Annotated in this window: 29 protein-coding genes and 1 pseudogene; 7 read left to right on the top strand and 23 right to left on the bottom strand. The window is 71.8% G+C overall.

What is annotated here, in order from left to right; translation table 11 throughout:
• Both ACWDZ4_RS32730 and ACWDZ4_RS32725 read right to left on the bottom strand, forming a co-directional pair.
• Positions 1 to 107: pseudogene (locus ACWDZ4_RS32730) on the bottom strand (hypothetical protein); the annotation flags it as partial.
• Positions 108 to 337: 230 nt separating this feature from the next.
• The gene (locus ACWDZ4_RS32725; RefSeq protein WP_451512019.1) at positions 338 to 1,045 is read right to left on the bottom strand and encodes an ANTAR domain-containing response regulator; all 708 of its coding nucleotides are present in this window, start codon (positions 1,043 to 1,045) and stop codon (positions 338 to 340) included.
• 75 nt (positions 1,046 to 1,120) lie between these two features.
• On the opposite strand from ACWDZ4_RS32725, the gene ACWDZ4_RS32720 reads away from it, so the two are divergent.
• Complete coding sequence (locus ACWDZ4_RS32720; protein WP_451512018.1) at positions 1,121 to 2,326, top strand: PAS domain-containing protein; 1,206 nt, start codon at positions 1,121 to 1,123, stop codon at positions 2,324 to 2,326.
• Here the strand turns inward: ACWDZ4_RS32720 and ACWDZ4_RS32715 are convergent.
• Positions 2,274 to 3,068: an RNA polymerase sigma factor SigF gene (locus ACWDZ4_RS32715; RefSeq protein ID WP_451512017.1), complete on the bottom strand. Its 795-nt coding sequence runs from the start codon at positions 3,066 to 3,068 to the stop codon at positions 2,274 to 2,276. The genes ACWDZ4_RS32720 and ACWDZ4_RS32715 overlap by 53 nt on opposite strands.
• A 281-nt stretch (positions 3,069 to 3,349) precedes the next feature.
• Between ACWDZ4_RS32715 and ACWDZ4_RS32710 the strand changes: the two genes are divergently transcribed.
• A complete protein-coding gene (locus ACWDZ4_RS32710) occupies positions 3,350 to 5,143 on the top strand; it encodes a thiamine pyrophosphate-requiring protein (RefSeq protein ID WP_451512016.1) in 1,794 nt (597 codons plus the stop codon).
• A gap of 100 nt (positions 5,144 to 5,243) precedes the next feature.
• On the opposite strand, the gene ACWDZ4_RS32705 is transcribed toward ACWDZ4_RS32710, so the two are convergent.
• Positions 5,244 to 5,513, bottom strand: a complete 270-nt coding sequence (locus ACWDZ4_RS32705) for a DUF4235 domain-containing protein (RefSeq protein WP_451512015.1) — start codon at positions 5,511 to 5,513, stop codon at positions 5,244 to 5,246.
• 14 nt (positions 5,514 to 5,527) lie between these two features.
• Positions 5,528 to 5,671 carry a hypothetical protein gene (locus ACWDZ4_RS32700; RefSeq protein WP_451512014.1) on the bottom strand — a complete coding sequence of 48 codons (144 nt, stop codon included), beginning with the start codon at positions 5,669 to 5,671 and terminating at the stop codon, positions 5,528 to 5,530.
• 244 nt (positions 5,672 to 5,915) lie between these two features.
• On the opposite strand from ACWDZ4_RS32700, the gene ACWDZ4_RS32695 reads away from it, so the two are divergent.
• Both ACWDZ4_RS32695 and ACWDZ4_RS32690 read left to right on the top strand, forming a co-directional pair.
• Positions 5,916 to 6,353 carry a CBS domain-containing protein gene (locus ACWDZ4_RS32695; protein ID WP_451512013.1) on the top strand — a complete coding sequence of 146 codons (438 nt, stop codon included), beginning with the start codon at positions 5,916 to 5,918 and terminating at the stop codon, positions 6,351 to 6,353.
• A gap of 59 nt (positions 6,354 to 6,412) precedes the next feature.
• The gene (locus ACWDZ4_RS32690; RefSeq protein WP_451512012.1) at positions 6,413 to 6,958 is read left to right on the top strand and encodes a type 1 glutamine amidotransferase domain-containing protein; all 546 of its coding nucleotides are present in this window, start codon (positions 6,413 to 6,415) and stop codon (positions 6,956 to 6,958) included.
• Between the two features lie 45 nt (positions 6,959 to 7,003).
• Here the strand turns inward: ACWDZ4_RS32690 and ACWDZ4_RS32685 are convergent, their stop codons facing one another.
• Positions 7,004 to 7,600: a TIGR03086 family metal-binding protein gene (locus ACWDZ4_RS32685; protein ID WP_451512011.1), complete on the bottom strand. Its 597-nt coding sequence runs from the start codon at positions 7,598 to 7,600 to the stop codon at positions 7,004 to 7,006.
• 220 nt (positions 7,601 to 7,820) lie between these two features.
• On the opposite strand from ACWDZ4_RS32685, the gene ACWDZ4_RS32680 reads away from it, so the two are divergent.
• Positions 7,821 to 8,618 carry a baeRF2 domain-containing protein gene (locus tag ACWDZ4_RS32680; RefSeq protein WP_451512010.1) on the top strand — a complete coding sequence of 266 codons (798 nt, stop codon included), beginning with the start codon at positions 7,821 to 7,823 and terminating at the stop codon, positions 8,616 to 8,618.
• Between the two features lie 77 nt (positions 8,619 to 8,695).
• Positions 8,696 to 10,207, top strand: coding sequence for a phosphatase PAP2 family protein (locus tag ACWDZ4_RS32675; protein WP_451512009.1), 1,512 nt, complete (start codon positions 8,696 to 8,698; stop codon positions 10,205 to 10,207).
• On the opposite strand, the gene ACWDZ4_RS32670 is transcribed toward ACWDZ4_RS32675, so the two are convergent.
• Positions 10,179 to 11,177, bottom strand: a complete 999-nt coding sequence (locus ACWDZ4_RS32670) for a cation diffusion facilitator family transporter (protein WP_451512008.1) — start codon at positions 11,175 to 11,177, stop codon at positions 10,179 to 10,181. The genes ACWDZ4_RS32675 and ACWDZ4_RS32670 overlap by 29 nt on opposite strands.
• A gap of 68 nt (positions 11,178 to 11,245) precedes the next feature.
• Between ACWDZ4_RS32670 and ACWDZ4_RS32665 the strand changes: the two genes are divergently transcribed.
• Positions 11,246 to 11,416 (top strand): hydrophobic protein, encoded by a 171-nt coding sequence (locus ACWDZ4_RS32665; protein ID WP_451512007.1) that lies wholly within the window; start codon positions 11,246 to 11,248, stop codon positions 11,414 to 11,416.
• A gap of 76 nt (positions 11,417 to 11,492) precedes the next feature.
• Here ACWDZ4_RS32665 and ACWDZ4_RS32660 read toward each other — a convergent pair whose 3' ends face one another.
• From ACWDZ4_RS32660 to ACWDZ4_RS32585, 16 genes are all read right to left on the bottom strand, one after another.
• Positions 11,493 to 11,789, bottom strand: coding sequence for a gas vesicle protein K (locus ACWDZ4_RS32660; RefSeq protein ID WP_344498528.1), 297 nt, complete (start codon positions 11,787 to 11,789; stop codon positions 11,493 to 11,495).
• Positions 11,786 to 12,031 carry a gas vesicle protein gene (locus tag ACWDZ4_RS32655; RefSeq protein WP_451512006.1) on the bottom strand — a complete coding sequence of 82 codons (246 nt, stop codon included), beginning with the start codon at positions 12,029 to 12,031 and terminating at the stop codon, positions 11,786 to 11,788. The genes ACWDZ4_RS32660 and ACWDZ4_RS32655 overlap by 4 nt, the downstream gene beginning before the upstream one ends.
• A complete protein-coding gene (locus tag ACWDZ4_RS32650) occupies positions 12,028 to 12,858 on the bottom strand; it encodes a GvpL/GvpF family gas vesicle protein (protein ID WP_451512005.1) in 831 nt (276 codons plus the stop codon). Before ACWDZ4_RS32650 ends, ACWDZ4_RS32655 begins: the two co-directional genes overlap by 4 nt.
• Positions 12,855 to 13,202, bottom strand: a complete 348-nt coding sequence (locus ACWDZ4_RS32645; RefSeq protein WP_451512004.1) for a gas vesicle protein — start codon at positions 13,200 to 13,202, stop codon at positions 12,855 to 12,857. Before ACWDZ4_RS32645 ends, ACWDZ4_RS32650 begins: the two co-directional genes overlap by 4 nt.
• Positions 13,199 to 14,302, bottom strand: coding sequence for an SRPBCC family protein (locus ACWDZ4_RS32640; RefSeq protein ID WP_451512003.1), 1,104 nt, complete (start codon positions 14,300 to 14,302; stop codon positions 13,199 to 13,201). Before ACWDZ4_RS32640 ends, ACWDZ4_RS32645 begins: the two co-directional genes overlap by 4 nt.
• Complete coding sequence (locus ACWDZ4_RS32635; protein ID WP_451512002.1) at positions 14,295 to 14,882, bottom strand: DNA primase; 588 nt, start codon at positions 14,880 to 14,882, stop codon at positions 14,295 to 14,297. Before ACWDZ4_RS32635 ends, ACWDZ4_RS32640 begins: the two co-directional genes overlap by 8 nt.
• Positions 14,879 to 15,115, bottom strand: coding sequence for a gas vesicle protein GvpG (locus tag ACWDZ4_RS32630; RefSeq protein WP_451512001.1), 237 nt, complete (start codon positions 15,113 to 15,115; stop codon positions 14,879 to 14,881). The genes ACWDZ4_RS32635 and ACWDZ4_RS32630 overlap by 4 nt, the downstream gene beginning before the upstream one ends.
• Before the next feature lie 7 nt (positions 15,116 to 15,122).
• Positions 15,123 to 15,839: a GvpL/GvpF family gas vesicle protein gene (locus tag ACWDZ4_RS32625; protein WP_451512000.1), complete on the bottom strand. Its 717-nt coding sequence runs from the start codon at positions 15,837 to 15,839 to the stop codon at positions 15,123 to 15,125.
• A complete protein-coding gene (locus tag ACWDZ4_RS32620) occupies positions 15,836 to 16,267 on the bottom strand; it encodes a gas vesicle structural protein GvpA (protein WP_451511999.1) in 432 nt (143 codons plus the stop codon). Before ACWDZ4_RS32620 ends, ACWDZ4_RS32625 begins: the two co-directional genes overlap by 4 nt.
• Positions 16,268 to 16,367: 100 nt before the next feature.
• Entirely contained in the window at positions 16,368 to 16,691 is a 324-nt protein-coding gene (locus tag ACWDZ4_RS32615; RefSeq protein ID WP_451511998.1) for a gas vesicle protein GvpO, read from the bottom strand.
• A 51-nt stretch (positions 16,692 to 16,742) separates the two neighbouring features.
• A complete protein-coding gene (locus ACWDZ4_RS32610; RefSeq protein WP_451511997.1) occupies positions 16,743 to 17,996 on the bottom strand; it encodes an MFS transporter in 1,254 nt (417 codons plus the stop codon).
• A gap of 74 nt (positions 17,997 to 18,070) precedes the next feature.
• Entirely contained in the window at positions 18,071 to 18,196 is a 126-nt protein-coding gene (locus tag ACWDZ4_RS32605; RefSeq protein WP_451511996.1) for a hypothetical protein, read from the bottom strand.
• Positions 18,197 to 18,252: 56 nt separating this feature from the next.
• A complete protein-coding gene (locus ACWDZ4_RS32600) occupies positions 18,253 to 19,200 on the bottom strand; it encodes an alpha/beta hydrolase (RefSeq protein ID WP_451511995.1) in 948 nt (315 codons plus the stop codon).
• Positions 19,201 to 19,256: 56 nt separating this feature from the next.
• On the bottom strand, positions 19,257 to 19,499 hold the full coding sequence (locus ACWDZ4_RS32595; protein WP_451512021.1) for an acyl-CoA carboxylase epsilon subunit: 243 nt from the start codon (positions 19,497 to 19,499) through the stop codon (positions 19,257 to 19,259).
• A gap of 158 nt (positions 19,500 to 19,657) precedes the next feature.
• Positions 19,658 to 20,605, bottom strand: coding sequence for a hypothetical protein (locus ACWDZ4_RS32590; RefSeq protein WP_451511994.1), 948 nt, complete (start codon positions 20,603 to 20,605; stop codon positions 19,658 to 19,660).
• A 75-nt stretch (positions 20,606 to 20,680) separates the two neighbouring features.
• On the bottom strand, positions 20,681 to 21,316 hold the full coding sequence (locus ACWDZ4_RS32585) for a DsbA family oxidoreductase (protein ID WP_451511993.1): 636 nt from the start codon (positions 21,314 to 21,316) through the stop codon (positions 20,681 to 20,683).
• Between the last annotated feature and the right edge of the window lie 77 nt (positions 21,317 to 21,393).

Genomic DNA, 21,393 nt, shown 5'->3' with positions numbered 1-21,393 from the left:
CGCTCCCGCAACTGCGCGGGGCAGGAACGGCCGTTGGGGCAGCGGAGGTCGATGTCGCCCTCCTTCATGGCCTTCAGCGGCGTACCGCACTCGGGCGAGCACGGCGGACAGTTCCGGCAGGACGGGCAGGCCGGGCTCGGGGGCGGGCGGCCCGTACCGGACGGGGCCGCGCCCTTCCTCGACCGTCCGCTGCATGTCGCGGCCACCTCCACACTGATCGGATCACCCTGCATACGGCTAATCGTCCCGTATACGGTTATACGGGTGGTTCAGGCGCGGCGCTTCTGGGGCCGGGCCCGGGAGAGGTGTCTGTTCCCAAAGGTGCCTCGACGCTCTCTCAACGATGCGGTGCGAACCGGGCCAGGGTGCTCTCCAGGCCGCGCCCCTTGTCCCGGACGACCGCCTCGGCGACCTCCGCCAGCTTGCGGTTCGTCCGCTGCGACATCTGCCGCAGCACCGCGAACGCCTCGTCGCTGTCGCAGCGCAGTACGTGCATCACGATGCCGCTGGCCTGGTCGATCACGCCGCGTGAGCGCAGCGCCGTCTCCAGCTGACCGACCTCGGCGAGGGCCTCGCGGTAGCGCCGGTCACGGACCAGGCTCGCGGTGGCCTGCTCGCCGAGGACGCCCACCGGGCCGTACGCCGCGCGCTCCAGGGAGCCGGGGCGGAAACTGTAGAGGCTGACGGTGACCTCCATGCCGGACCGGCGGAACGGAATGGTCACGCTGGCCCTCACCCCGGAATCGAGCGCCAGAGCCCGGTACTGGGGCCACCGCTCCTCGTTCAGCAGGTCCTCCGCGTCCACGGGCTCGCCCCGGTCCAGCGCGGTCGGGATCGGCCCGTCACCGAGGGCGAGCTGGACGGAGGCGAGCGCGGCCAGGTCCGGATGGGTCGCGGTGGTGCGCCGTTCCGTACCGCCGTCGGCGATCGTCGCCACAGCGCCGCAGCAGGCGGGGGCGCAGCGCGCGGACTGCTGCGCCAGCTCGGACAGCCTGCGCACCACGGAGTCGGGCTCCGGGCCTTGGAGTTCCTGCTCGGTCGGCATGGCGGCGTCCTCCCTTCGTTGTGCGGCTTCCCTCCCCCAGGTCCGCAAAACAGCCGGACCGGTTAGCTTTCTCGTATGACGCAGACGGACGACTTCGGCGCGGAACTGGCGGATTTCGTCAGGCGGGTCGGTGAATTGAGGGCGGGGCGCGCCCTGCCTCCCGATGAACACCTCGCCCTTCTGGACGCGGCTCTCTTCGAACTCCGGCACGTGGCCGACACGTTGTGGCCGCGCTACGAGCAGCTGAAGGCCGCCGCCCCCAACGCCCCCTCCCCCGACCGGCAGGAGCGACAGGAGCGACAGCTGCTCAAGACCCTGTTCCAGCGGCTGCCGCTGCCGGTCGCCCTGGTGGACCGGGACACCGTCGTACGGCGGATGAACTTCGCCGCGACCGGGCTCACCGGCGTACGGGCCGGTTATGCGACGGGACGGCCGCTGGCGGCCCTCCTCAGCCCCGGTGACCGGGCCGCGTTCCGGTCCCAGGCCGCGGCCGTGGCACGCGGCGAGGGCGACCGGAGTCTGACCGTCCATCTCCAGCAGCGGCCGCACGAACGGGTGCTGGCCACCATGGGCGCGCTGCGCCCGCCGGACGAGCCGCATCCGGCGGTGCTCACCGTCCTCCAGCCCGGTCTCTCCATCGGCGCGTACCCGGCTCCGGGGGCCGTCGCGGCGGGGCGGCGCCCCGCGCTGCCGGACCTGTCGGAGACGACCCGTCACGCGGAGCTGCTGGACCTCGTCGACGCGATGACCACGGAGCTGCTGTCCGTCGCGCCCGGCGACCGGGAGGCGGTTCTCGCGGGCGCGGCGCGCATCCTGCACGGGCGGTTCGCCGACTGGGTGGTCGCCGACATCGTCGCGGGCAAGCCGCTCGAGCGCGCCCTGGTACTCGGTCCCGGGGGCCCGGGTGCCGAGACCCTGGCCCGGGCGGTGGCGGCTCAGGACCCGGCCTCGTGCCCGCTGGTGGCGGAGGCCGCCCGCGGCGGCTGCGCGTCCCTCCAGGTGCGGCCGGAGGACACGGACGGCTTCGGCAGGGACCGGGCGGGCGGTCCCGTGCTCGTACGGGCGGACGTCACCTCGTTGCTGTGCGTGCCGCTGACGGCGCCGGCCGGCGGCGGGGCCGCCGGGCCCGTGCAGGGGGTGCTCACCCTTTTCCGTACGGGCGCCCGACGGGCGTTCTCGATGGCGGAGGGCCAGGTCATGGACCTGGTGTCACGCCATGCCGCGCTCGCTATGCGGCGTCCCGCAGGGCCTCGTCGCGCAGACGGGTGCAGCAGCGGCTGATCAGCCGGGAGACGTGCATCTGGGAGAGTCCGAGGTCTTCGGCGATGCGGCTCTGCGTCATGTCCCGGAAGAAGCGCATGTAGAGGATCTTCTTCTCGCGTTCGGGGAGCCGGTCGAGGGCCGGCTTGACGGCCTCGCGGTCGACGATGATGTCGAGCGCGCCGTCGGGCCCGCCGAGGGCGTCGCTGAGCGAGTACCCGTCGCCCGTACCGGGCAGCTGGGCGTCGAGGGACAGGGCGGTGAAGGAGTCGAGCGCCTCCATCCCGGTGCGGGCCTCCTCCTCGCTCATGCCCGCGTGCTCGGCGATCTCCGCGACGGTGGGGGCACGGCCCGACACGGTCGTGCTCAGGTCCTGGCTGGCGGCGCGGACCCGGTTGCGGAGGTCCTGGACGCGGCGCGGCACGTGGAGGGTCCACATGTGGTCGCGGAAGTGCCGCTTGATCTCGCCGGTGATGGTCGGCACGGCGAAGCTCTCGAAGGCCGAGCCGCGGTCCGGATCGTACCGGTCGACGGCTTTGACCAGGCCCAGTGCGGCCACCTGACGCAGGTCCTCGATGGCCTCGCCGCGGTTGCGGAACCGGCCCGCGAGCCGGTCGGCCATCGGCAGCCAGGCGTTCACGATCTCCCGGCGCACGGCCTCCCGTTCCTCGCCCTCGGGCATGGCGCACAAGCGGCGGAAGGCGTCGGTGGTGTCGGGGGCGTCGTCGTGCGGGTGGGTCCTGCGAACGGCGGTTGTACGCATCTTCGTTGCAACTCCCTGAACGGTGCAGACGGCGGACGGATGTCACCGTGGGGAGGCTGCCGGGCTCCTGGACGCGACACGCCCGGAGCGCATGGCCGCTCCCACGGACGTGCCTCCGGTCCGAAGCACATGGAGCACGTGCCCCCGCCTCGGCACGCCAAACGGGTCGGGTTCGCGGGCGGCCGGTTTCCGTCGCCGCATCCCTGGTACTCGGCACAGTGCTGCCTTTTCGGCCGCTCCGCATGTCCAGCCGCTCCGTACAGCCCGTAGGAGGCCCCCATATGAGCACCGATGTTGCCGACCGGATCCTGTCGCGCCTGCGCGAGTGGGGAGTCGAGTGCGTCTTCGGCTATCCGGGGGACGGCATCAACGGCCTGCTGGCCGCCTGGGGCCGCGCCGGGGACCAGCCGCGTTTCATCCAGTCCCGGCACGAGGAGATGTCCGCGTTCGAAGCGGTCGGGTACGCGAAGTTCGGCAACCGGCTCGGCGTGTGCGTCGCGACGTCCGGGCCCGGCGCGATCCACCTCCTCAACGGCCTGTACGACGCCAAGCTCGACCACGTGCCGGTGGTGGCCATCGTCGGGCAGACCGCGCGCAGCGCGATGGGCGGCTCGTACCAGCAGGAGGTCGACCTGCACTCGCTGTTCAAGGACGTCGCCTCCGACTTCGTGGAGACGGTGACCGTGCCGGAGCAGCTGCCGAACGTGCTGGACCGGGCGATCCGCACGGCGTACGCCCGGCGCTGTCCGACCGCGGTCATCGTGCCGGCGGACGTGCAGGAGCTGGAGTACACGCCGCCGCCGCACGCCTTCAAGATGGTCCCCTCCAGCCTGGACCGCAGCAGCTGGACGGCGATGCCCTCGCCGGACGCGCTGCGGCGGGCGGCCGACGTGCTCAACGCCGGCGACAAGGTCGCGATCCTGGCCGGTCAGGGCGCGGCGGGGGCGCGGGCCGAGGTCCAGGAGATCGCGGAGCTGCTGGGCGCGGGCGTGGCGAAGGCACTGCTCGGCAAGGACGTGCTGTCCGACGAGCTGCCGTACGTCACGGGCTCGGTCGGGCTGCTGGGCACCCGTCCGTCGTACGAGATGATGCGGGACTGCGACACGCTGCTCACCATCGGCTCCAGCTTCCCGTACTCCCAGTTCCTGCCGGAGTTCGGCACGGCGCGGGCCGTGCAGATCGACATCGATCCGCACATGATCGGGATGCGCTATCCGTACGAGGTGAACCTGGTCGGCGACGCGCGGGCGACGCTGCGCGAGCTCATCCCGCTGCTGCGGCGCCAGGAGTCGCGGGACTGGTTCGACGGGATCTGCGCGGGCGCCCGGCGGTGGACGGAGGTCATGGAGCGGCGGGCCTCCCTGTCGGCCGATCCGGTCAATCCGGAGCACGTGGCGGCGGCGCTGTCCCCGCTGCTGCCGGACCACGCGATGATCGCGGCCGACTCCGGGTCGGCCACCAACTGGTTCGCGCGCCACGTGCGGCTGCGCGGGGACATGCGGGCGTCGCTGTCGGGGACGCTGGCCACGATGGGATGCGGTGTGCCGTACGCGATCGGGGCGAAGTTCGCGCATCCGAACCGCCCGGCGATCGCGCTCGTCGGTGACGGGGCGATGCAGATGAACGGCATGGCGGAGCTGATCTCCGTCGCGAAGTACCGGCACCTGTGGGAGGACCCGCGGCTGGTGGTCGCCGTCTGGAACAACCGGGACCTCAACCAGGTGACCTGGGAGCTGCGCGCGATGGGCGGAGCCCCGTCCTTCCTGCCGTCGCAGTCGCTCCCCGACGTGTCGTACGCGGCGTTCGCCGAGTCGGTCGGCCTCACCGGGATCCGGGTGGAGAAGCCGGAGGAGGTGGAGGGCGCGTGGCGGGCCGCGCTGGCGGCGGAGGGCCCGGTGGTGCTGGACTTCGTCACCGACCCGTCGGTGCCGCCGATCCCGCCGCACGCGACGTGGGACCAGATCGAGGCGACGGCGTCGGCGCTCCTCAAGGGGGACGCGGAGGCCGGCGCGGTGATGAAGCAGGGCCTGAAGTCCAAGCTCCAGGAGTTCCTCCCCGGCGGAGGCGAAGGCTGACCAGGAGGGCCGGGGCGGGGGCCGCACACGGGCGGGGGGCGGGTTCGGTCTCCGAACCCCGCCCCCCACCCGCGAACCCCGCCCCCCGCAGGCGTGCCGGTCACTCCGGCCAGTGGCCGGTCGCCCGGTGGACCGCGATCGCTCCGCCGCGCTCCACCGCCGCGCGGACCACCGCGAACGTCGCGCCCTGCAGCGCCGCGGCCGGGAGTATCTCGCGCCAGAGTCCGTCCCGGTCCATGGGCCGGGGGGCCTCGGTCTCACCCGCGACCGTCTTCCACAGGCGCTGGAACGCCATGCCCGCCACCATGCCCGCGGCCATGCCCAGGAGCATCCCCGCCGGCTTGTACAGCACTGTGCCCTTCGCTGCCATGTACCTCTCCCCCATCAGCTGCCGACGGCCCGGCCGACCGCGTCACGGTCCTGCGCCTGCGCCGACAGTATGAATTCTTCGTAGCGGCCGAGTGCGATGATCACGCCCAGCATGAGAACCGGAATGATTACCGGGATCAGCACGGCTAAACCCGCCATGGCTCTGCCCTCCCTGGAGGAACGGCGGGTGACACCGGGCCGCCGGTACGGCGGTGCGCGCGCCCGGGCCGTCGTACGCGGCCCCGGGTTCCCGTTCCTTTTCCCGCACGGCCGCCCGGCCGCGTACCGGGCCCCCCTCTGCGACCGGGCTCAAACACCCCGTGACGGCGGACGTTTGCCACCCGTGCCACGGGTACCCGGACCGGTGGCCGACAGCGTGAGCGAAGAGATGAGGCGGACAGCCATGGCCCGGTTCGTGAGGGAAGTCATGACGGCAGGCGTCGCAGCGGTACGCCCCGATGCCTCGCTGGTGGAAGCCGCGCAGCTGATGCGCGCGCAGGACATCGGTGATGTGCTGGTGGCGCGGGACAACCAGCTGATCGGTGTGCTCACCGACCGGGACATCGTGTTGCGCGCGGTCGCGGACGGCATCGACCCCCTCACGGTCGGCGCCGAGTCCGTCTGCACGCCGGCCCCGGTGTGCGTCGGCCCGGACGACGAGGTGTCGACGGCGGTCACCCTGATGCGGCAGCACGCGGTCCGGCGGCTTCCCGTGGTCGAGGACGGCCTGCCGCTCGGCGTGGTGAGCATCGGCGACCTCGCCGGGTTCCCGGACCCGCAGCCGGCGCTCGCCGGCATCGGCCGGGCGACACCCGGCCCGGGTGCCGGTACCGGGACCTGAGGCAGGACGCCACACAGCACCGGAACACAGCACCGAAGCAGTCACACGGAAGGATCACGATGCGGATCGCGTTTCTCGTGGCGCCCGAGGGCGTCGAGCAGGTCGAACTCACCGAGCCCTGGCAGGCGGTGACCGAAACGGGCGACACGCCCCGGCTGGTCTCCACGGAGCCGGGCAGGATCCAGGCATTCCACCACCTCGACAAGGCGGACACCTTCCCCGTCGACCAGGTGGTCGGCGACGCGTCGGTCGAGGAGTACGGCGGCCTGGTGCTCCCCGGCGGCGTCGCCAACCCGGACTTCCTGCGCATGGACGAGAAGGCGGTGGCGTTCGTCCGCGCCTTCTTCGACGCGGGCAAGCCGGTCGCGTCCATCTGCCACGGCCCCTGGACGCTCGTCGAGGCGGACGTCGTGCGCGGCCGGACCCTGACCTCGTGGCCGAGTCTGCGGACGGACATCCGCAACGCGGGCGGCACCTGGGTCGACGAACAGGTGAAGGTCTGTGACGCGACCCCCGCCACGCTGATCACCAGCCGCAAGCCGGACGACCTCAAGGCGTTCTGCGAGACCTTCACCAAGGAGTTCGCCCGCTCCTGCGCGAAGTAGTCCGGCGAGCGGTCGCCCGGCTCCGGCGAGCGGGCGGTCCGGGCGTCAGACCCGGCGCCCCAGCAGGGAGAGCAGCTTGGCCTGTACGCCGGCTCCGGCGGGCGGTTCCACCGGAGCGGCGAACAGGCCGCTCTTCCCCAGTTCGGCGGAGTGCGGCCCCACTTCACGCACCGCGAAGTCCACCAGGCCGTCGGGCAGCCGCTCGTCGGCGCCGATCGCCCGCGCCAGGTCCCACGCGTGCACCACCAGGTCGGTCACCATCTGCGCGCAGTACGCCGCGCACGAGGTCTGCCCGTACGACAGCTGTACGGTCCGCTCCAGCGCCCCCGGGGCGGCGAACGCCTCGCGCGCGCCCGCCGCCGCCCGCTCCCAGGCCGCCACCGGGTCGTCGCCGAGCACGTCGCCGTCGATGTCGAAGCCGAAGGAGCCGTCATGGGCCTCCTCGGCCGTGCGCCGCCCGGTCACCAGCGGCGGCACCCACAGCTGTTCCACGGTCAGGTGGTTGACGAGATCGCGCACCGACCACTCGGTGCAGGGGGTCGGCGCCCGCCACTGGTCCTCCCGTACGGCCCGCACGTGGCCGCCGAAGAGGGCGAGCGCCTGGTCGTGGCGCGACAGGAGCGGGTTCGTGTTCGGTTCCATGGTGTTCATGGTTCACCTTCGGGTATCCGAGGCGCACGCCCCGTCAGACATTCCCGGAGGGAGAAATGGACCTCGCGTCCCTCACCCCACTGTACGAACGCCCGGCCCCCGGGCATCCGTCCACGCCGATACGTCCACCCTCGACGAGTCCGCACCGCGGGGGCGTGGGCTGCGCGCCCGCCAGACCTGCCGCGACCTGCCGGAACAGGGGGCCGACGAGGTGACGGGGTGCGCGGTGTACGAGGTCCTGGCCTCGTACACGCACGGCGCGGCGCCGGCCGGCCGCGCTGTCTTCGCACGGGGCGGCGAAGTGGTGCCGGACCCGCCGCCGGTCATCCGCCCACCGGCTCCCGCGGCGAGCTGGTCCGCGCTGCCGCGGGCCGGCCCGCTGCTGGGCCTCGCGGACGAGGAACCGGTCTGTCTCCTCGTGTACACCGACCGCAGGGACGCCGACTTCGAGCTGCGCACCGCCCTCGGCAGCCGTCCCGCCGGGCAGATCCACGGCGAGGACGGGCCGGTGCGCCGCACCGCGAGCGACGACGGGTCCGAGGGCCACTTCCAGTGGAAGGCCGAGCACACCGGGGAGCAGAGCGCCCGCGACACCACCGGGGCGCTGAGCGCCTGTCAGGAGGGGACCCCTGCCGGGCTGTCGGACGAGGACGTGGAACGGTCCGGGCAGGCACACGCGTGCAAGCGGGCCGCCCCCGAGCCGGAGCGCTTCCGCGCCGCGCGGGCACCGGATTCCCGAGCTGCCGGTGGACTCCGAAGGGGCCGACGGCGGACGCGAGGTGGGGGTGGACGAGGAGCCAGGACGGCCGGCGGCACGCCGTACCGGCGCGCGGTATCCGAGCGGGCGCGAGCCGTTCACCGCCCGCGCCGACGACGCGTTGCTGCGCTCGGCCGCCATGACCTGGGCCGAGGCGATCCGGGTCCCGCCGGACGTCGACAGCACGCCGGACGGGGGCCCGCGGACGGCCTCGGCGCGCTGCTGCGGTGGTCGCGGCCGGACGGGACGTGACGTAAGGGGGCCGGTCACCGGGGCCCGCCCGGCGTGCCGCTGGATTCGGAAGGCGTCGCGCCGGGTACTCGCGTGCCATGTCTTCACCCAACGCGCATGACCCGCTCCGAGCGCCAGGACGGATCGCCGCCTGGCTGAGCGCCCGTGACCGGGGGCTCTTCCACAGCGTCGCGACCCACCACTGGCCGGGCGCCGACCGTGTCCTGCCGCGCCTGAGCCACGGGGCGAACCACGGCATGCTGTGGTTCGGTGCCGCCGCCGGGATCGCGGCCTTCGGCGGCTCCACCCGCGCCCGCCGGGCCGCGGTGCGCGGGGTGGCCTCGCTGGCCCTGGCCTCTCTCACCGTCAACACCGTGGGCAAGCGTTCGGTGCGCCGGGGCAGGCCCGTCCTGGACGCGGTGCCGATGATCCGGCAGCTCAAGCGCCAGCCGATCACCACTTCCTTCCCCTCGGGGCACTCGGCCTCCGCCGCCGCCTTCGCGACCGGAGTGGCGCTGGAGTCCAAGGGGTGGGGTGCGGTCGTCGCCCCGGTCGCGGCGTCCGTGGCCTTCTCCCGCATCTACACGGGTGCGCACTATCCGAGCGATGTGCTGGTCGGGGCGGCGCTGGGCATAGGAGCGGCGTTCGCGGTGCGCGGGCTCGTACCGACCCGGGCACAGATCCCCGCGCCGGGGAGGCCGTACACCGAGGCGCCCGCACTGCCCGACGGCCGGGGGCTGGTCGTCGTGGTCAACAAGCGGTCGGGCTCGGCGGCGGCCAGGGCGGCGCTGGTACGGGACGCGCTGCCGCACGCCGAGGTCGTCGAGTGCGAGCCCGGCGAGCTGACGGCCACGCTGGACAAGGCCGCGCAGCAGGGCCGGGCGCTCGGGATCTGCGGCGGGGACGGCACGGTCAACCAGGCGGCGGTGGCCGCCGTCCGCCACCGGGTTCCGCTGGCCGTCTTCCCCGGCGGCACGCTGAACCACTTCGCGTACGACCTGGGCATCGAGGAGGTGCAGGACACCTGCCGGGCCCTGGCGGGCGGCGACGCGGTCAGGGTGGACCTGGGCCGGTTCACCCCCGGTCCGGGGCCCGACGGTGAGCCCGGCCACTTCCTCAACACCTTCAGCCTGGGTGTCTACCCCGAACTGGTACGGATCAGGGAGCACTGGGCCCCGCGCATCGGCGGCTGGCCCGCGGGCGTACTGGCGGCGGTGGAAGTGCTGCGCGCCGAGCGGCCGCTGGAGGCGAACATCGGCCAGCACAAGGGGCGCCGCCGCGCGCTGTGGATGCTGTTCGCGGGCAACGGCATGTACCAGCGCTTCGGCCCGACCCCCGGCCGGCGGCTCGACCTGGCCGACGGACTGCTCGACGTACGCGTGGTGCACGGCGGCCGACTGCCCGGCCTGCGGCTGCTGGCCGCGGCGCTCGCGGGGCCGCTGAGCCGCTCGCCCGTCCATGCGGCGCAGCGGCTGCGCAGGGTGTGGATCTCGGGGCTGGCGCAGGGGACGCTGCTCGCGTACGACGGCGAAGTGGCGGAGGCGCCCCCGGAATTCCTCATCGACAAGGCCGACGAAGCACTCACCGTGTACCGTCCGCTCGCCCAGTAGCGACCCGCAGGCCCTGGGGCTCATGGAGCTCTCGGGGCTCTCGGGGCTCTTGGCGCTCCTCGTCGGAGGGGGCCTCCGTGATGTCGAGAAAGACCTGGTCGGCCTGCGGCCAGGTCTTTCGCACGGAGCGCTTGATCCGTACGCAGGTGAGCTCCACCTCTTCGCTGTCCAGCCCCGGCACCAGGTCGACGCGGGCGGCCACCAGGAGCGAGTCGGGGCCGAGCCGCATCGTCAGCAGTTCGGCGACGTTGTCGATCTCCGGCTGGGCCTCGACGAGCGCGCGGATGCTCTCGCACAGTTCGGGGTCGGCGGCCTCGCCGACGAGCTGGGCCCTGGCGTCCCGGCCGAGCCGGTAGGCGACGTACACGAGCAGCAGGCTGATGGAGAAGGACGCGGCGGCTTCGTAGACGGCGTTGCCCGTCGTCATGTGGAGCACCATGCCGACCGTGGCGAGAAGCACCCCGACGACGGCGGTGCCGTCCTCCGCGAGGACCGTGCGCAGGGCCGGGTCCCGGACCGGTCCGGTGCCCGGCCGGCGCCGCACCTGGTGGAGGGCGCGGGCCAGGGAGGCGCCCTCGGCGAGGAGGGCGACACCCAGGACGGCGAGCCCGGCGACGTAGCCGGTGTACGACTTCTCGCCGGTGGCTCCGCCGAGCGCTTCGAGCCCCTGGAAGAAGGAGAAGCAGCCGCCCATGACGAAGATGCCGACGGCGGCGAGCAGGGCCCAGAAGTAGCGCTCCTTGCCGTATCCGAAGGGATGCTTTCCGTCGGCCGGGCGGCGGCCGCGGTGCAGGGACGCGAGCAGGAAGACCTCGTTGACGCTGTCCGCGACGGAGTGCGCCGCCTCCGAGAGCAGGGCGGGCGATCCCGACACCAGTCCGCCGACGGTCTTGGCGGCGGCGATGAGCAGATTGGCGGCGAGCGCCACCAGGACCGTGATCCGTGTCCTGCGGTCGGACTTCTCGGTCACAACACCTCTCCATGCGTTCGTGTACGAGGACGAAATTCGGGAACTCAAGAATTCAGGAGGTACACGCCATGGTTCCCATCCTTCTGGTCCTGCTCCTCGTACTGATTCTCTTCGGCGCCGGATTCGCGGTAGAGGTTCTCTGGTGGATCGCCATCGCGGTTCTCGTCATCTGGCTGCTGGGATTCCTGCTGCGCAGCACGTCGTCCACGGGCACCCGGTCCCGCTGGTATCGATGGTAGAAACGGCACAGGAAAGACAAGAAAGACCAAGAAGCGGGGCGGCGGCCTTCGGGCCATCGCCCCGCTTCTCCGCTTTTCACTTCTGTTCGCCCCGGGGCAGCAGGGGCCCCAAGGGTCCCAGGTCGATATTGAGGTCCTCGGGCTCGAGGCCGAACCGCGTGCGCAGTACATCCATCCGGTCCTCCAGGAGCATCAGCGTCATCCCGATGCGCTCCTCCTGCTCCTCGCTGAGGTCCCCGGTCTCCACACGGCGCAGTGCCTGGCGTTCCATCAGCTGGCGCAGCAGCTCCACGACCGTCAGGACGAGCTTGACGAGATCGCGCTCGACGGTGTCGGCGTCGAGTTCCACACGGCGGCTTTCGGCGGTGGTCACGGGTACCTCTCCTCTTCCTCCTCGAACGGGGACGGCACGTTGGCGTTGACGGAACTGATGAGGGCGTTGAGATCGACGCGCACCAGATCGACGTCGGCGATGCGAAGGGTCAGGTCGCCCGCGATCACGACCCCGCCCGCCAGCAGCCGGTCCAGCAGGTCGACGAGAGCGAGCTCGCGCTGGGCGAGGGGCGCCGCGTCGGAGGGGACGGCGTCGGAGGGCACGGCGCCGGGGGGCGTCATCGGCCCGTCTCCCCCTGCGCCGGCTGTTCCGGGTGCCCGGACTGCCCCGCGAAGGAGTACGGGGCCCAGGGGCCGGTGAGTTCCACCCGTACGCCCCGGTCCTTCGGGGTGAGCCGGCCGACCTCCTCCACGAATTCCTCGCTGCTCTCCCGCGGCACCAGGTACGCCGCGTTGAGGATGTTCTGCCCGGACGCCTCGGACAGCCGGGCGTCCTGCGGACGGTGCAGGGCAGCGGCCTCCGCGCGCAGGGAGAGTTCCGCGTGCAGCCCGCGCGACAGGGCGTCGGCGCGCTCCCAGACGCTCTCGCGCGCCCGGCGCCGGCTGAGCCGTTGGCGCAGGTAGTCCCGGCCGGTCGTGGGGGCGGCCGCGGCGGCTTGCGCCTGCGGGGCCTCGGACGGTTCCCGCGCGGGCTCCGCCTCGGGCGCGGGGTCGGGCTCGGCGTACACCTTGATGCCCCACTCGACCCGCCCATCCAGCCGTTCCAGCGTCTGCACGAAGCGGTCGCGGCCCGTGTCGAGCAGCCGGCGTACGCCGCTGTCGTCGACGCACACGGTGGCCAGGCGCAGCGGCACGGGGCAGGTGACGGTGGTCAGGGCGCCGACGACGGCCTCGTGGGTACGGGCGGTTCCGGAGAGCCAGTCGAGGTTCTCCAGGTGCTTCTTGAGCGGCGCCTCGTCGAAGTCCTCGGCCGGGACCGGGCTGACCACGGCGACGAGGCCGTCGTGGTGCAGCAGGCGGGGCGGCTCACCGTCGAGGCCGCGTACGCCTTCGGGGAGTACGCCCTCGAAGGGCCGGGTGACCGCGTACACGTAGCGCAGTTCGTTCATTCCTGGTCCTTGCGGTCCTTGCGGTCCTCGAGTGCGGGCGCCGCCTCCAGATCGGCGATGCGCCGCTGCAACCGCTCGTTCTCCTCGGCGAGTTCACGGCGACGGGCACCGGAGGAGAGGGACGGATCGTCCTCCCACCAGTCGATTCCCATTTCCTTCGCCTTGTCGATGGAGGTGACGATGAGGCGCAGCTTGATGGTGAGCAGTTCGATGTCGAGGAGATTTATCTTGATGTCTCCCGCGATGACAATTCCCTTGTCGAGTACGCGCTCAAGGATGTCGGCGAGATTCGCGCCTCCATTGGACCCGTACGAGTCGGGAAGGCCGTTCACCGGCGACGTCATCGGCGGCCCCGGCTTCCGCTGTCCGCGTACTCAGGCTGCTTGTCCGTATCGGCGTCCTCTTCCTCGTCCTCATCCTCGTATTCCTCGGCCTCGGCCTCGCCCTCGTTTTCTTCTTCGTCTTCTTCTTCGTCTTCGGCGGCGTATTCCTCCCCCGCCTCTTCCTCGGGCTCGGGCTCGTCGTCCTCGTCGACGTACTCCTCGTCCGCGTACTCGCCCTCGGGCTGCTCTTCCTCCACTTCTTCCTGCGGCTGCTCTTCGCTCTCCTCGTCCGCCACCGCGTCGTCGTGGCTGCGCACGACCTCGCCGTCCCGTATCTCGCCGCGCCAGCCGTCCTCGGCCTCGCCCTTGATCGAGATGTGCCGGGCGAAGTGCTTCAGGTCCAGGCGGACCCGTCGGCCCTGGGCGCGCCAGATGTTGCCGGTCTTCTCGAACAGCCCCTTGGGGTAGTACTCCATGACCAGCAGCACCCGGGTGAGGTTCTCGCCCAGCGGGTGGAAGGTGACGACGCCCTTCGTGGTGCCCTTGGCGCCCTCGGACGTCCAGGCGATCCTCGTGTCCGGCACCTGCTCGGTGGTGTGCGCCTTCCAGCTGCGGTTGGACCAGAAGACCTTGAGCTTCCAGTCCGACGTGGTGTCGTCGGCGGAGCCCGCGCTCTTGACGCCCTTCGCGAAGGTGGAGAAGTCCTGGTACTGGGTCCACTGGTCGTACGCGTCACGGACCGGGACACCCACGTCGATGTGCTCCATGATGACGACCGGCTTGTTGCCGCCGCCGCCCTTCTTGCGCTTGCCGCCCAGGCCCTTGAGCGTGTTCATCGCGTTGTCCTTGAGGTGGGAGGCGCCGATCTCCAGGGCGCCGCGCACCGGCCCCTTGCCCTCGGCGAGCTTCTGGCCGCCCTTTTTCGCGAGTTCGGCGAATCCGGGGCTCTTGCCCTCCGCGATGTCGTTGAGCTTGAGGGTGCTCTCGCCGAGCTTGCGGCCCGCGCCGGTCAGCATCCGTACGGCCTGCGCCATGAGGTACGACTGGAGTTCTTCCTTCAGTCGCTGCGTCGCCCCGTTGTCCCCGCTCAGCAGGGACTGGGGGCCCTTGGTGTCAGCCACGGCTCCGGCCTCCCTTCGCGGTGGTGGTCTTCTTCGCGGCGGCGGTCTTCCTGGCCGCGGTCTTCTTCGCAGCGGTCTTCTTGGCCGCCGCCGGTGCCTTCCCGGCCGGTGCCTTCTTGCGGCGCTCGCGCCGCTCACCGTCCGGCTCCGACCGCTGCCGGGGCTCCTCGCGCTCCTCCGGCTCCTCCTCCCGGCCCTCGTCCTCGGCCTCGTCGGTCTCCTCGTCCTCGTCCCGCAGGCCCGGTACGCCGTCGGGGACCACGCCCGCGAGCCGGTCCTGCACGTCCAGCCTCCGGTCGTGCAGCCGGTCGGCGACCGCGTTGATCTGCCGGGTCACGAGCGCGCCCGTCGCGGCCTTGCCGACCCCGCGCAGGTCCTCGCGCAGCTGGTCGCCGATCTCCTTGAACTGGGGGTTGTTCTGGAGCTGCGAGGACGCGAACTCCGCGAGCGCGCGCGGGCTCAGCTGGAGCTTCTTGCCCATCACCATGGTGCCGATGCCGAAGGCGAGCTTCGCCTTCTTCGTCCGCCCGAGGAAGTAGCCCGCGCCCACCGCGAGGCCCACTGTCAGCCTGTTGTTCATGTTGTCGGGTTCCTCTTCTCCAGCCGGTCGAGGAGCTCGTCCTCACGGCGGTCGAATTCGGCCTCGTCGATCTCTCCCGCCTCGAGCTGCCGCTCCAGGGCGGAGAGTTCGCGCTGGATGGCCGCGGGGTCGTAGTACTGCCGCTCCGCCTCCGTGACCACCTGCCGCAGCACCCACGAGGTGCCGCGGACAGGGGCCAGGGGCAGGAGCAGCAGCTCTCCCAGGAGGCCCATGCTCCCGTCACTCCACGAAGCTGTAGGGCGGCAGCGGGCCGTTGACCTGGAGGACGAGGTGGGGGTGCTCCTTGCGCAGGGCGTCCACCGCCTCCACGAAGTCCGCGGTGTGGTCGCGGTCGACGAGGAAGGAGACGTTCGCCAGCCAGCCGGAGCTCTCGGGCCCCGGGCTGACAGCTCCCGCCGCCGCCTCCAGGGCCTGCCTCACCAGTTGCCCGTCGCGCTTCTCGCGCTGCTGCACCGCGGCCACGACGCGTTCGCCGAGCCGCAGCTTCTGCTCGTACGTGCCGCCGCCGGCCGCCCGGTTGGCCTCGTTGAGCGCGCGCAGTTCGGCGTCCTCCGCGAGGACCTGGTGGAGGACCGCCTCCTCGTCGTGCGTGGCCTTCACGTTGTACTCGACCTTGTGGTCGAGCGCGTCGAGCCGCTCCAGGTAGTGCTTCTCGCGTTCGGCGAGCACCGTGCGTACCGACTCGTCGTCCGCCGACAGGCTGCCGAAGCGCATCGGCAGCACGGCGCCCACGGCGCCGGCCTCCGAGAGGACGGTCTGGTGCGCCAGCAGGTCGCGGCGCTTGGGCCTGAGGTCCTCGGGCGCGTCGCTCACCAGGGCGGTCAGTTCACCGGCCCTGAGGGCGCGCACGGGCATCGGCGGTTCCCCGACGCCGTTCGTCGGCTCGGGAAGTTCGGGGTGGTTGCCGCGCGCGATGCCGTAGACGTACGTACTCACTCCTGCTCCTCCTTCCGGCGGGACGTGCTGCTGCGGCGGGCGCGGGGCTTCGACTCGGACTGGCCGTCACCGCCGCTGCGGGCCTGCTGGAACGCGTCCGAGATGGTCTCGGCGGCGCCGGACAGGGCACCCTTGGACTTGCCCTTGGCGCCGGACTCGGTGACCTCGCCGACGATCTCGGGCAGGCCGGGGCTCTTGTTGGCGCCGGTTTCGAGGTCGAGGCGGTTGCACGCCTCGGCGAAGCGCAGATACGTGTCGACGCTCGCCACCACGACCCGGATGTCGATCTTGAGAATCTCAATGCCGACCAGGGAGACACGTACGAACGCGTCGATCACGAGTCCACGGTCGAGGACGAGTTCCAGGACGTCGTAGAGGCCGCTGGTACCGCCGCCGCCTCCGCCTTGCTGTGCCGGGACTACGGTCATGCCGACCGGCCCTCCTCCTGTCGGGTGTACCGGAATTTTCCGGTCTGTCAGGTTTATCGGGTGTGTCGGTTATTTCGGCTTTTTCGACTTTTTCGGGCGACTACGAACGGTCCGCCCTGCCGCGTTCGTAGCGGCTGACGCGCCGGTATCCGGTGAGCGCTCCCTGCACGTCGAGTGTGACTTCGTACGACGCGAGCAGGCTCATCGTGTCGGGGACCCGGGCCAGTTCGAGCACCTCGACCCGCAGCATCCAGCCGTCGTCCTCCGTACGTTCGAAGGAAGAGACGGACTCGGCCTCCATGCCGGTGAGCTCCGCCAGTTGCGCCCGCGCACCGCGCAGCACATCCATCGGGCCCGGCCGGTTTTCCGCCGTGGACTGCGAATTGTCTTTGCTCTTCGGTGTGTTGCTGTTCTGAGTTGCCATGTCACCCTCCGACTTCTGGTAACCCGCAACACCGGATCCAAACCCCCTACGTCAACGCGTGACCTCGGCAGGAGGGCGGGCGGGCGTATCCGCGGGCCCGGTCCGACGGAGGTGGAAGACGAGCGCGGCGCCCGCGGCGAGGACCGAGGCCGCACCGCCGACGAGGAGGCCGGACCGGGCGCCCAGGGTTTCGGACAGGCCGCCGACGAGAAGCGCGCCGAGCGGGGTGGTGCCCTGGAAGACCAAGGTGTAGAGCGCCATCACCCGGCCGCGGTAGGCCGGATCGGTGCCGAGCTGGATCCGGTGATTGGCCGCCTGTGCGAAGCAGACGGACGCGAAGCCGGTGAGGAACAGCGCCACCGCGGCCGTGGTGTAGGTCGGTGCGAGTCCCGCCAGGATCTGCACCGCGCCGAAGGCGGCCGCCGTCCCGATGACGAGACCGAGCGGCGGCCTGCCCCGGCGCAGGGTCGTGGCGAAGGCCGCGCCGAGCGAACCTGCCGCCAGCGCCGTGGTCAGCAGGCCGAAGGCGGCGGCATCGGCGTGGAAGACCGTCTTGGCGAGCAGCGGCAGGGTGAGCTGGAAATTGAAGCCCAGCATGCCGACCACCGCGACCAGGGCCATCGGCAGCAGAAGGTCCGGCTGGGCCGCCACGTGCCGGATCCCGTCCGCCACGCGGGCGCGCCGGGGGCGCCGAGCGCCGCGGTGCAGTTCGGCGGGGCGGATCAGCCACAGTCCGGCCACCGTCGCCAGATAGCTCACCGCGTTGAGCAGCATCACCGTTCCGGTGCCGAACCAGCTGATCAGCAGGCCCGCCGCGGCCGGGCCCAGCACCCGCGCGGTGTTGAAGTAGGCGGCGCTGAGCGCGGACGCGTTGGGCAGCAGGTCGGCGCCGACCAGTTCACTGACGAATGACATCCGGGCCGGTATTTCGACGGCGTTGACCAGGCCGATTCCCAGCGCGAACAGACCGACATGCCACAGCCGCACCCCTCCCGCCAGCACCAGCGCACCGAGCAGCACGGCGAGCACGCCCGAGGCGAGGTTGGCGCCCATCAGCAGCCGGCGCTTGTCGTGGCGGTCGGCGAGGCCCCCCGCGTGCAGCGTGAACAGCAGCAGGGGCGCGAACTGCAGGGCGGTGATCATGCCCAGGGCGGAGGCCGAGTCGCCGGTCAGGGAGAGCACGAGCCAGTCCTGGGCCACGATCATCATCCAGGTGCCGCCGACGGAGACGAGTTGCCCGGCCGCGAACAGCCGGAAGTTGCGGACCGTCAGGGACTGGAACATTCCGGCGAGGGTGCTCCTCATGGTGCTCCTCCCCCGGCCCGGGGGCGGACCGGGTCGCGGGGGTGACTCGTCATCGCTGTCGCTTGCCGGCCCCGTCAGTCGGTGCCGCGGAAGATGTGACGGTCGGGGTTCTCCCCCTCCTCGCCGGCGAGGAGCGCGGGCCGTGGGGCGTGCGGCTCTTCGAGGGGCGTGGTTCCGTGCTCGGTGACATCTGCGCCCACCTCTGCCTGCCTCTCATTCGGATCTGCTGGAAGGACCGGACGGATCACCGGCCGGTTCAGGCCGGACTGCTCACACATTGCAGGCCGGCCGCCGCCCGCCGCTCGGCGGTCCTGCGGCGGACCTCCGGGACCGCCGCGTCGTGGGCCAGGAGGCATTCCTCCAGGAAGGCCAGTGCGCGAAGGTGATACGTACGGGCCGCCCACCCGAGGCTGATGTTGTGCCCGGCGTCCGGCTGGTGGTCGACCAGCACCTTCGGCGCGGCCAGCGGATGCCTGAGCGCGGCGACGGCCTCCTCGTCGAACCGCCACCACTGCTCCTGCTCGGCGAAGGTGAAGCGGACCGGCACCCGGACCCGGGCGGCGATGCCGGGATACAGCTCGGGCCACAGCGGCCCCTCCGCCACCTCACTGGCCGGCACCGGCGACAGCAGTGCGCGGCCGAGCCGGAAGGCGTCCGGCGGGTAGAGCCGCAGGGCCCCCCAGTGGCGGCGCCACTCACCGTGCCCTGCCGCGCCGGGCAATTGGTGCGGGTACACGGCGAACCGGTTGCCCAGGCCCGATATGTCCAGTCCGAGCAGGGTATCGCCGCGTTCGTGCGCGGCGGCTGCCAGGGCGAGCTTGCCGCCGTTGGAGTGGGCGACCATGAAGAAGCCCGCGCCGGTGTCGTGGGTGGCCGCGAAGTCGGCCAGCGCGGCATGCAGGGTCACCGCCTGCTCCTGGACCGTCTGCCCCTGGGGCAGATACGGGGCGGACCGGCCGTAGCCGGGGCGGTCCACGGCCAGCACGGTGTATCCGAGCTCCGCACCGAGGGCCAGCAGCGAAAGCCCGGGGCGGGACCGGCTGTCGAAGTAACCGGCCCGCATCCCGCCGCCGTGCACCGCGACCACCACGGCCCGCGGCGGCCGGGGCCACGTCTCGGCGACCAGGCCCGAGACCGGGATACCGCCTGCGTCAAGCGTGATGCCACGGACTTCCGGAGCACTCGAATCCAACAGCTCTGCCATCTGATCAGTACTCCTGAGGGGAGGAGGCTTGGCCCGGCGGACAAAAAGTTCTCTGCCTACGCGGCTCTTCCGTACCCGCCGGGGGCGGCGCTCCGCCAACTGCGCGGGGTGCGGTGGCCGGAGGAGCGCTCCAGCCGGCGCCAGCGGGCGACGGCCCGGACTTCGTCCGTCCCGGTGCCGGTGTCGTCCGCCAGGGCGGCCGCCCGGGCGAGCAGGACCGCGGTGAGCGCGGCCAGTTCGTCGGCGTCGGGGGCGCCGTTCTCGATGCGCAGAAACGTCTCAGCAGTCACTTGGGACATGTCCATGGCCGTCGCCTCCGTCTTCGCGGTCCTGGGCGGGAAAATCGGGAGAGCGGGCCGTACGGGCCCGGGAAGGTGCCGGGGAAGGTGCCGGGGCCCGTACGCCCGGTTGGTGCGATCACGCGGTCGGACCCCGGGGACCAGGGGTCACCTGGAGCTCACTTCACTTCGAAGATCTTCCAGTGACCACGCTTGATGAGGCTGCTGCCGTCCTTGGCGTCGCTGAAGAAGTCGACCACCACGTAACGGCCCGGCTGGAAGGTCAGTTCGAGCAGCGAGGTCTCCCCGGAGTTCATGGGCAGACCACCGGTGCCCTGGTCCAGGTCGAGGGGGCCGGGGTAGTCCGGGAACGCGCCGGTGTCGCCGAAGTCGTCGACGTAGGCCCGGACGTCCTCCTCGGTGGTCTCCTCCGCGAGGCGGAAGAAGATGGCTTCGATGTTCTGGCCGGCGGGCATGGCGTTGCGGAAGCGGACCGCGTGGCCCGCCTGCACGGTGCCGTCGAGGTCCCAGTAGGGCTGACCGTCGACCAGCTTGCCCGTGAGGGTGGCGGTGGGAGTCGGCTTCGCGGTGGTGCCGGCGGTACCGGCGACCGTGAGGACGCTGTGCCGCGGGTTCTCGGCCCGGATGTGCTGGTAGTCGAAGAACCAGTACGTGCCCGGTGCCACGGTCCTGGTGAAGGACGCCGGAAGGTTCGGGTGGATGACCGTACCGCCGAGCAGTTCCGCCTTCTGCTGGATCTCGGCGCTGCCCTCGACGATGTCGGGCCCGACCGCATTGATGATCTTCAGCAGGGAGGAACGGAAATCTTCGAAGGTCACGCCGGGCTTCGGGCGGACCAGTGATATCCAGCCCGACGCGGGGTCCGTGGTGGAGACCCGGAAAGTGACCTGGCCGGGGCGCGCGGTGGCCGGCGCGTCCATGCCGTCGACGGAGGACTTGATCTCCAGGACCTGACGGCCCTGCTCCTCGGCGGCTGACTGGACCACGGCGGACCGGGCCGCGGGCTGGGCCGCGGCGGCGGTGCCCAGGCCCGTCGTCGCGGTGAGGGCCAGCAGCGCACCGGTGGCGGTGGCGGCCCATATATGACGTGTGTGCTTCCATCTCATGCGAGTGCTCCTACGGGTGGGAAGGACGCTGCCGGGGTAAGGGCAGAAGCGGTCGAGAACGGCGGAACATCGGATTCAGCGGTCGGCCGCGGCGGCGGCCGCCAGCGCGTTCCGGAAGGTCTCCTCGGGCTGCGCACCGGCCACCGAGGCCCCGCCGCCGAAGCGGAACACCGGCACGGAGTGGATGCCGAGGGACCGCACCCGGGCCAGTTCGGCCCGCAGCTCCTCGGCCCCGCCGGGGCTCGGCCGGACACCGGTCTCGGCGGCGAGCCGGTCGAGTGTGGCGCGGTCGCCGATGTTGAGCCCGTCGGTCAGGTAGGCCCGGAACAGGCGCTCGGCCATCGGTTCCCCCAGTCCCTGGTCCGCCGCGGCGGCCAGGAGGCGGTGGGCCTCGAAGGTGTTCACGTGCACGGCGCGCGCGAAGTCCAGCTCCAGGCCGTCCTTGGCGCCGACGGCCGCCATGTTCGCGGTGGCCTGAGCGGCCTGCTCCGCGCTGCCGAAGAAACCGAGGTGCACCTCGGACAGCGGCATTCCCTCCGACGGCGCCTCGGGAGAGACCTGGAAGGGGAGGAACACCACGTCGAGCTCCCCGCCCGCCGCACGGTGGCGGCCGGCGGCCCGCTCGAAGCGGGTGAATCCGATGTAGGAGTGGACGCAGGTGAGATCGAGGACGATCTCGACCCGCAGGGATGTGTTCTTGGCGGTGGTCACTGCTGGCGGCCCTTCGGTTCACAATGGTCCGGAAACCGGGTTCTGCTGCGACGGATCGCCCCGAGGGGCGGTTGTCC

The organism is Streptomyces sp. NPDC003016 (assembly GCF_053591455.1).
This window is presented reverse-complemented; position numbering and strand designations above follow the sequence as displayed.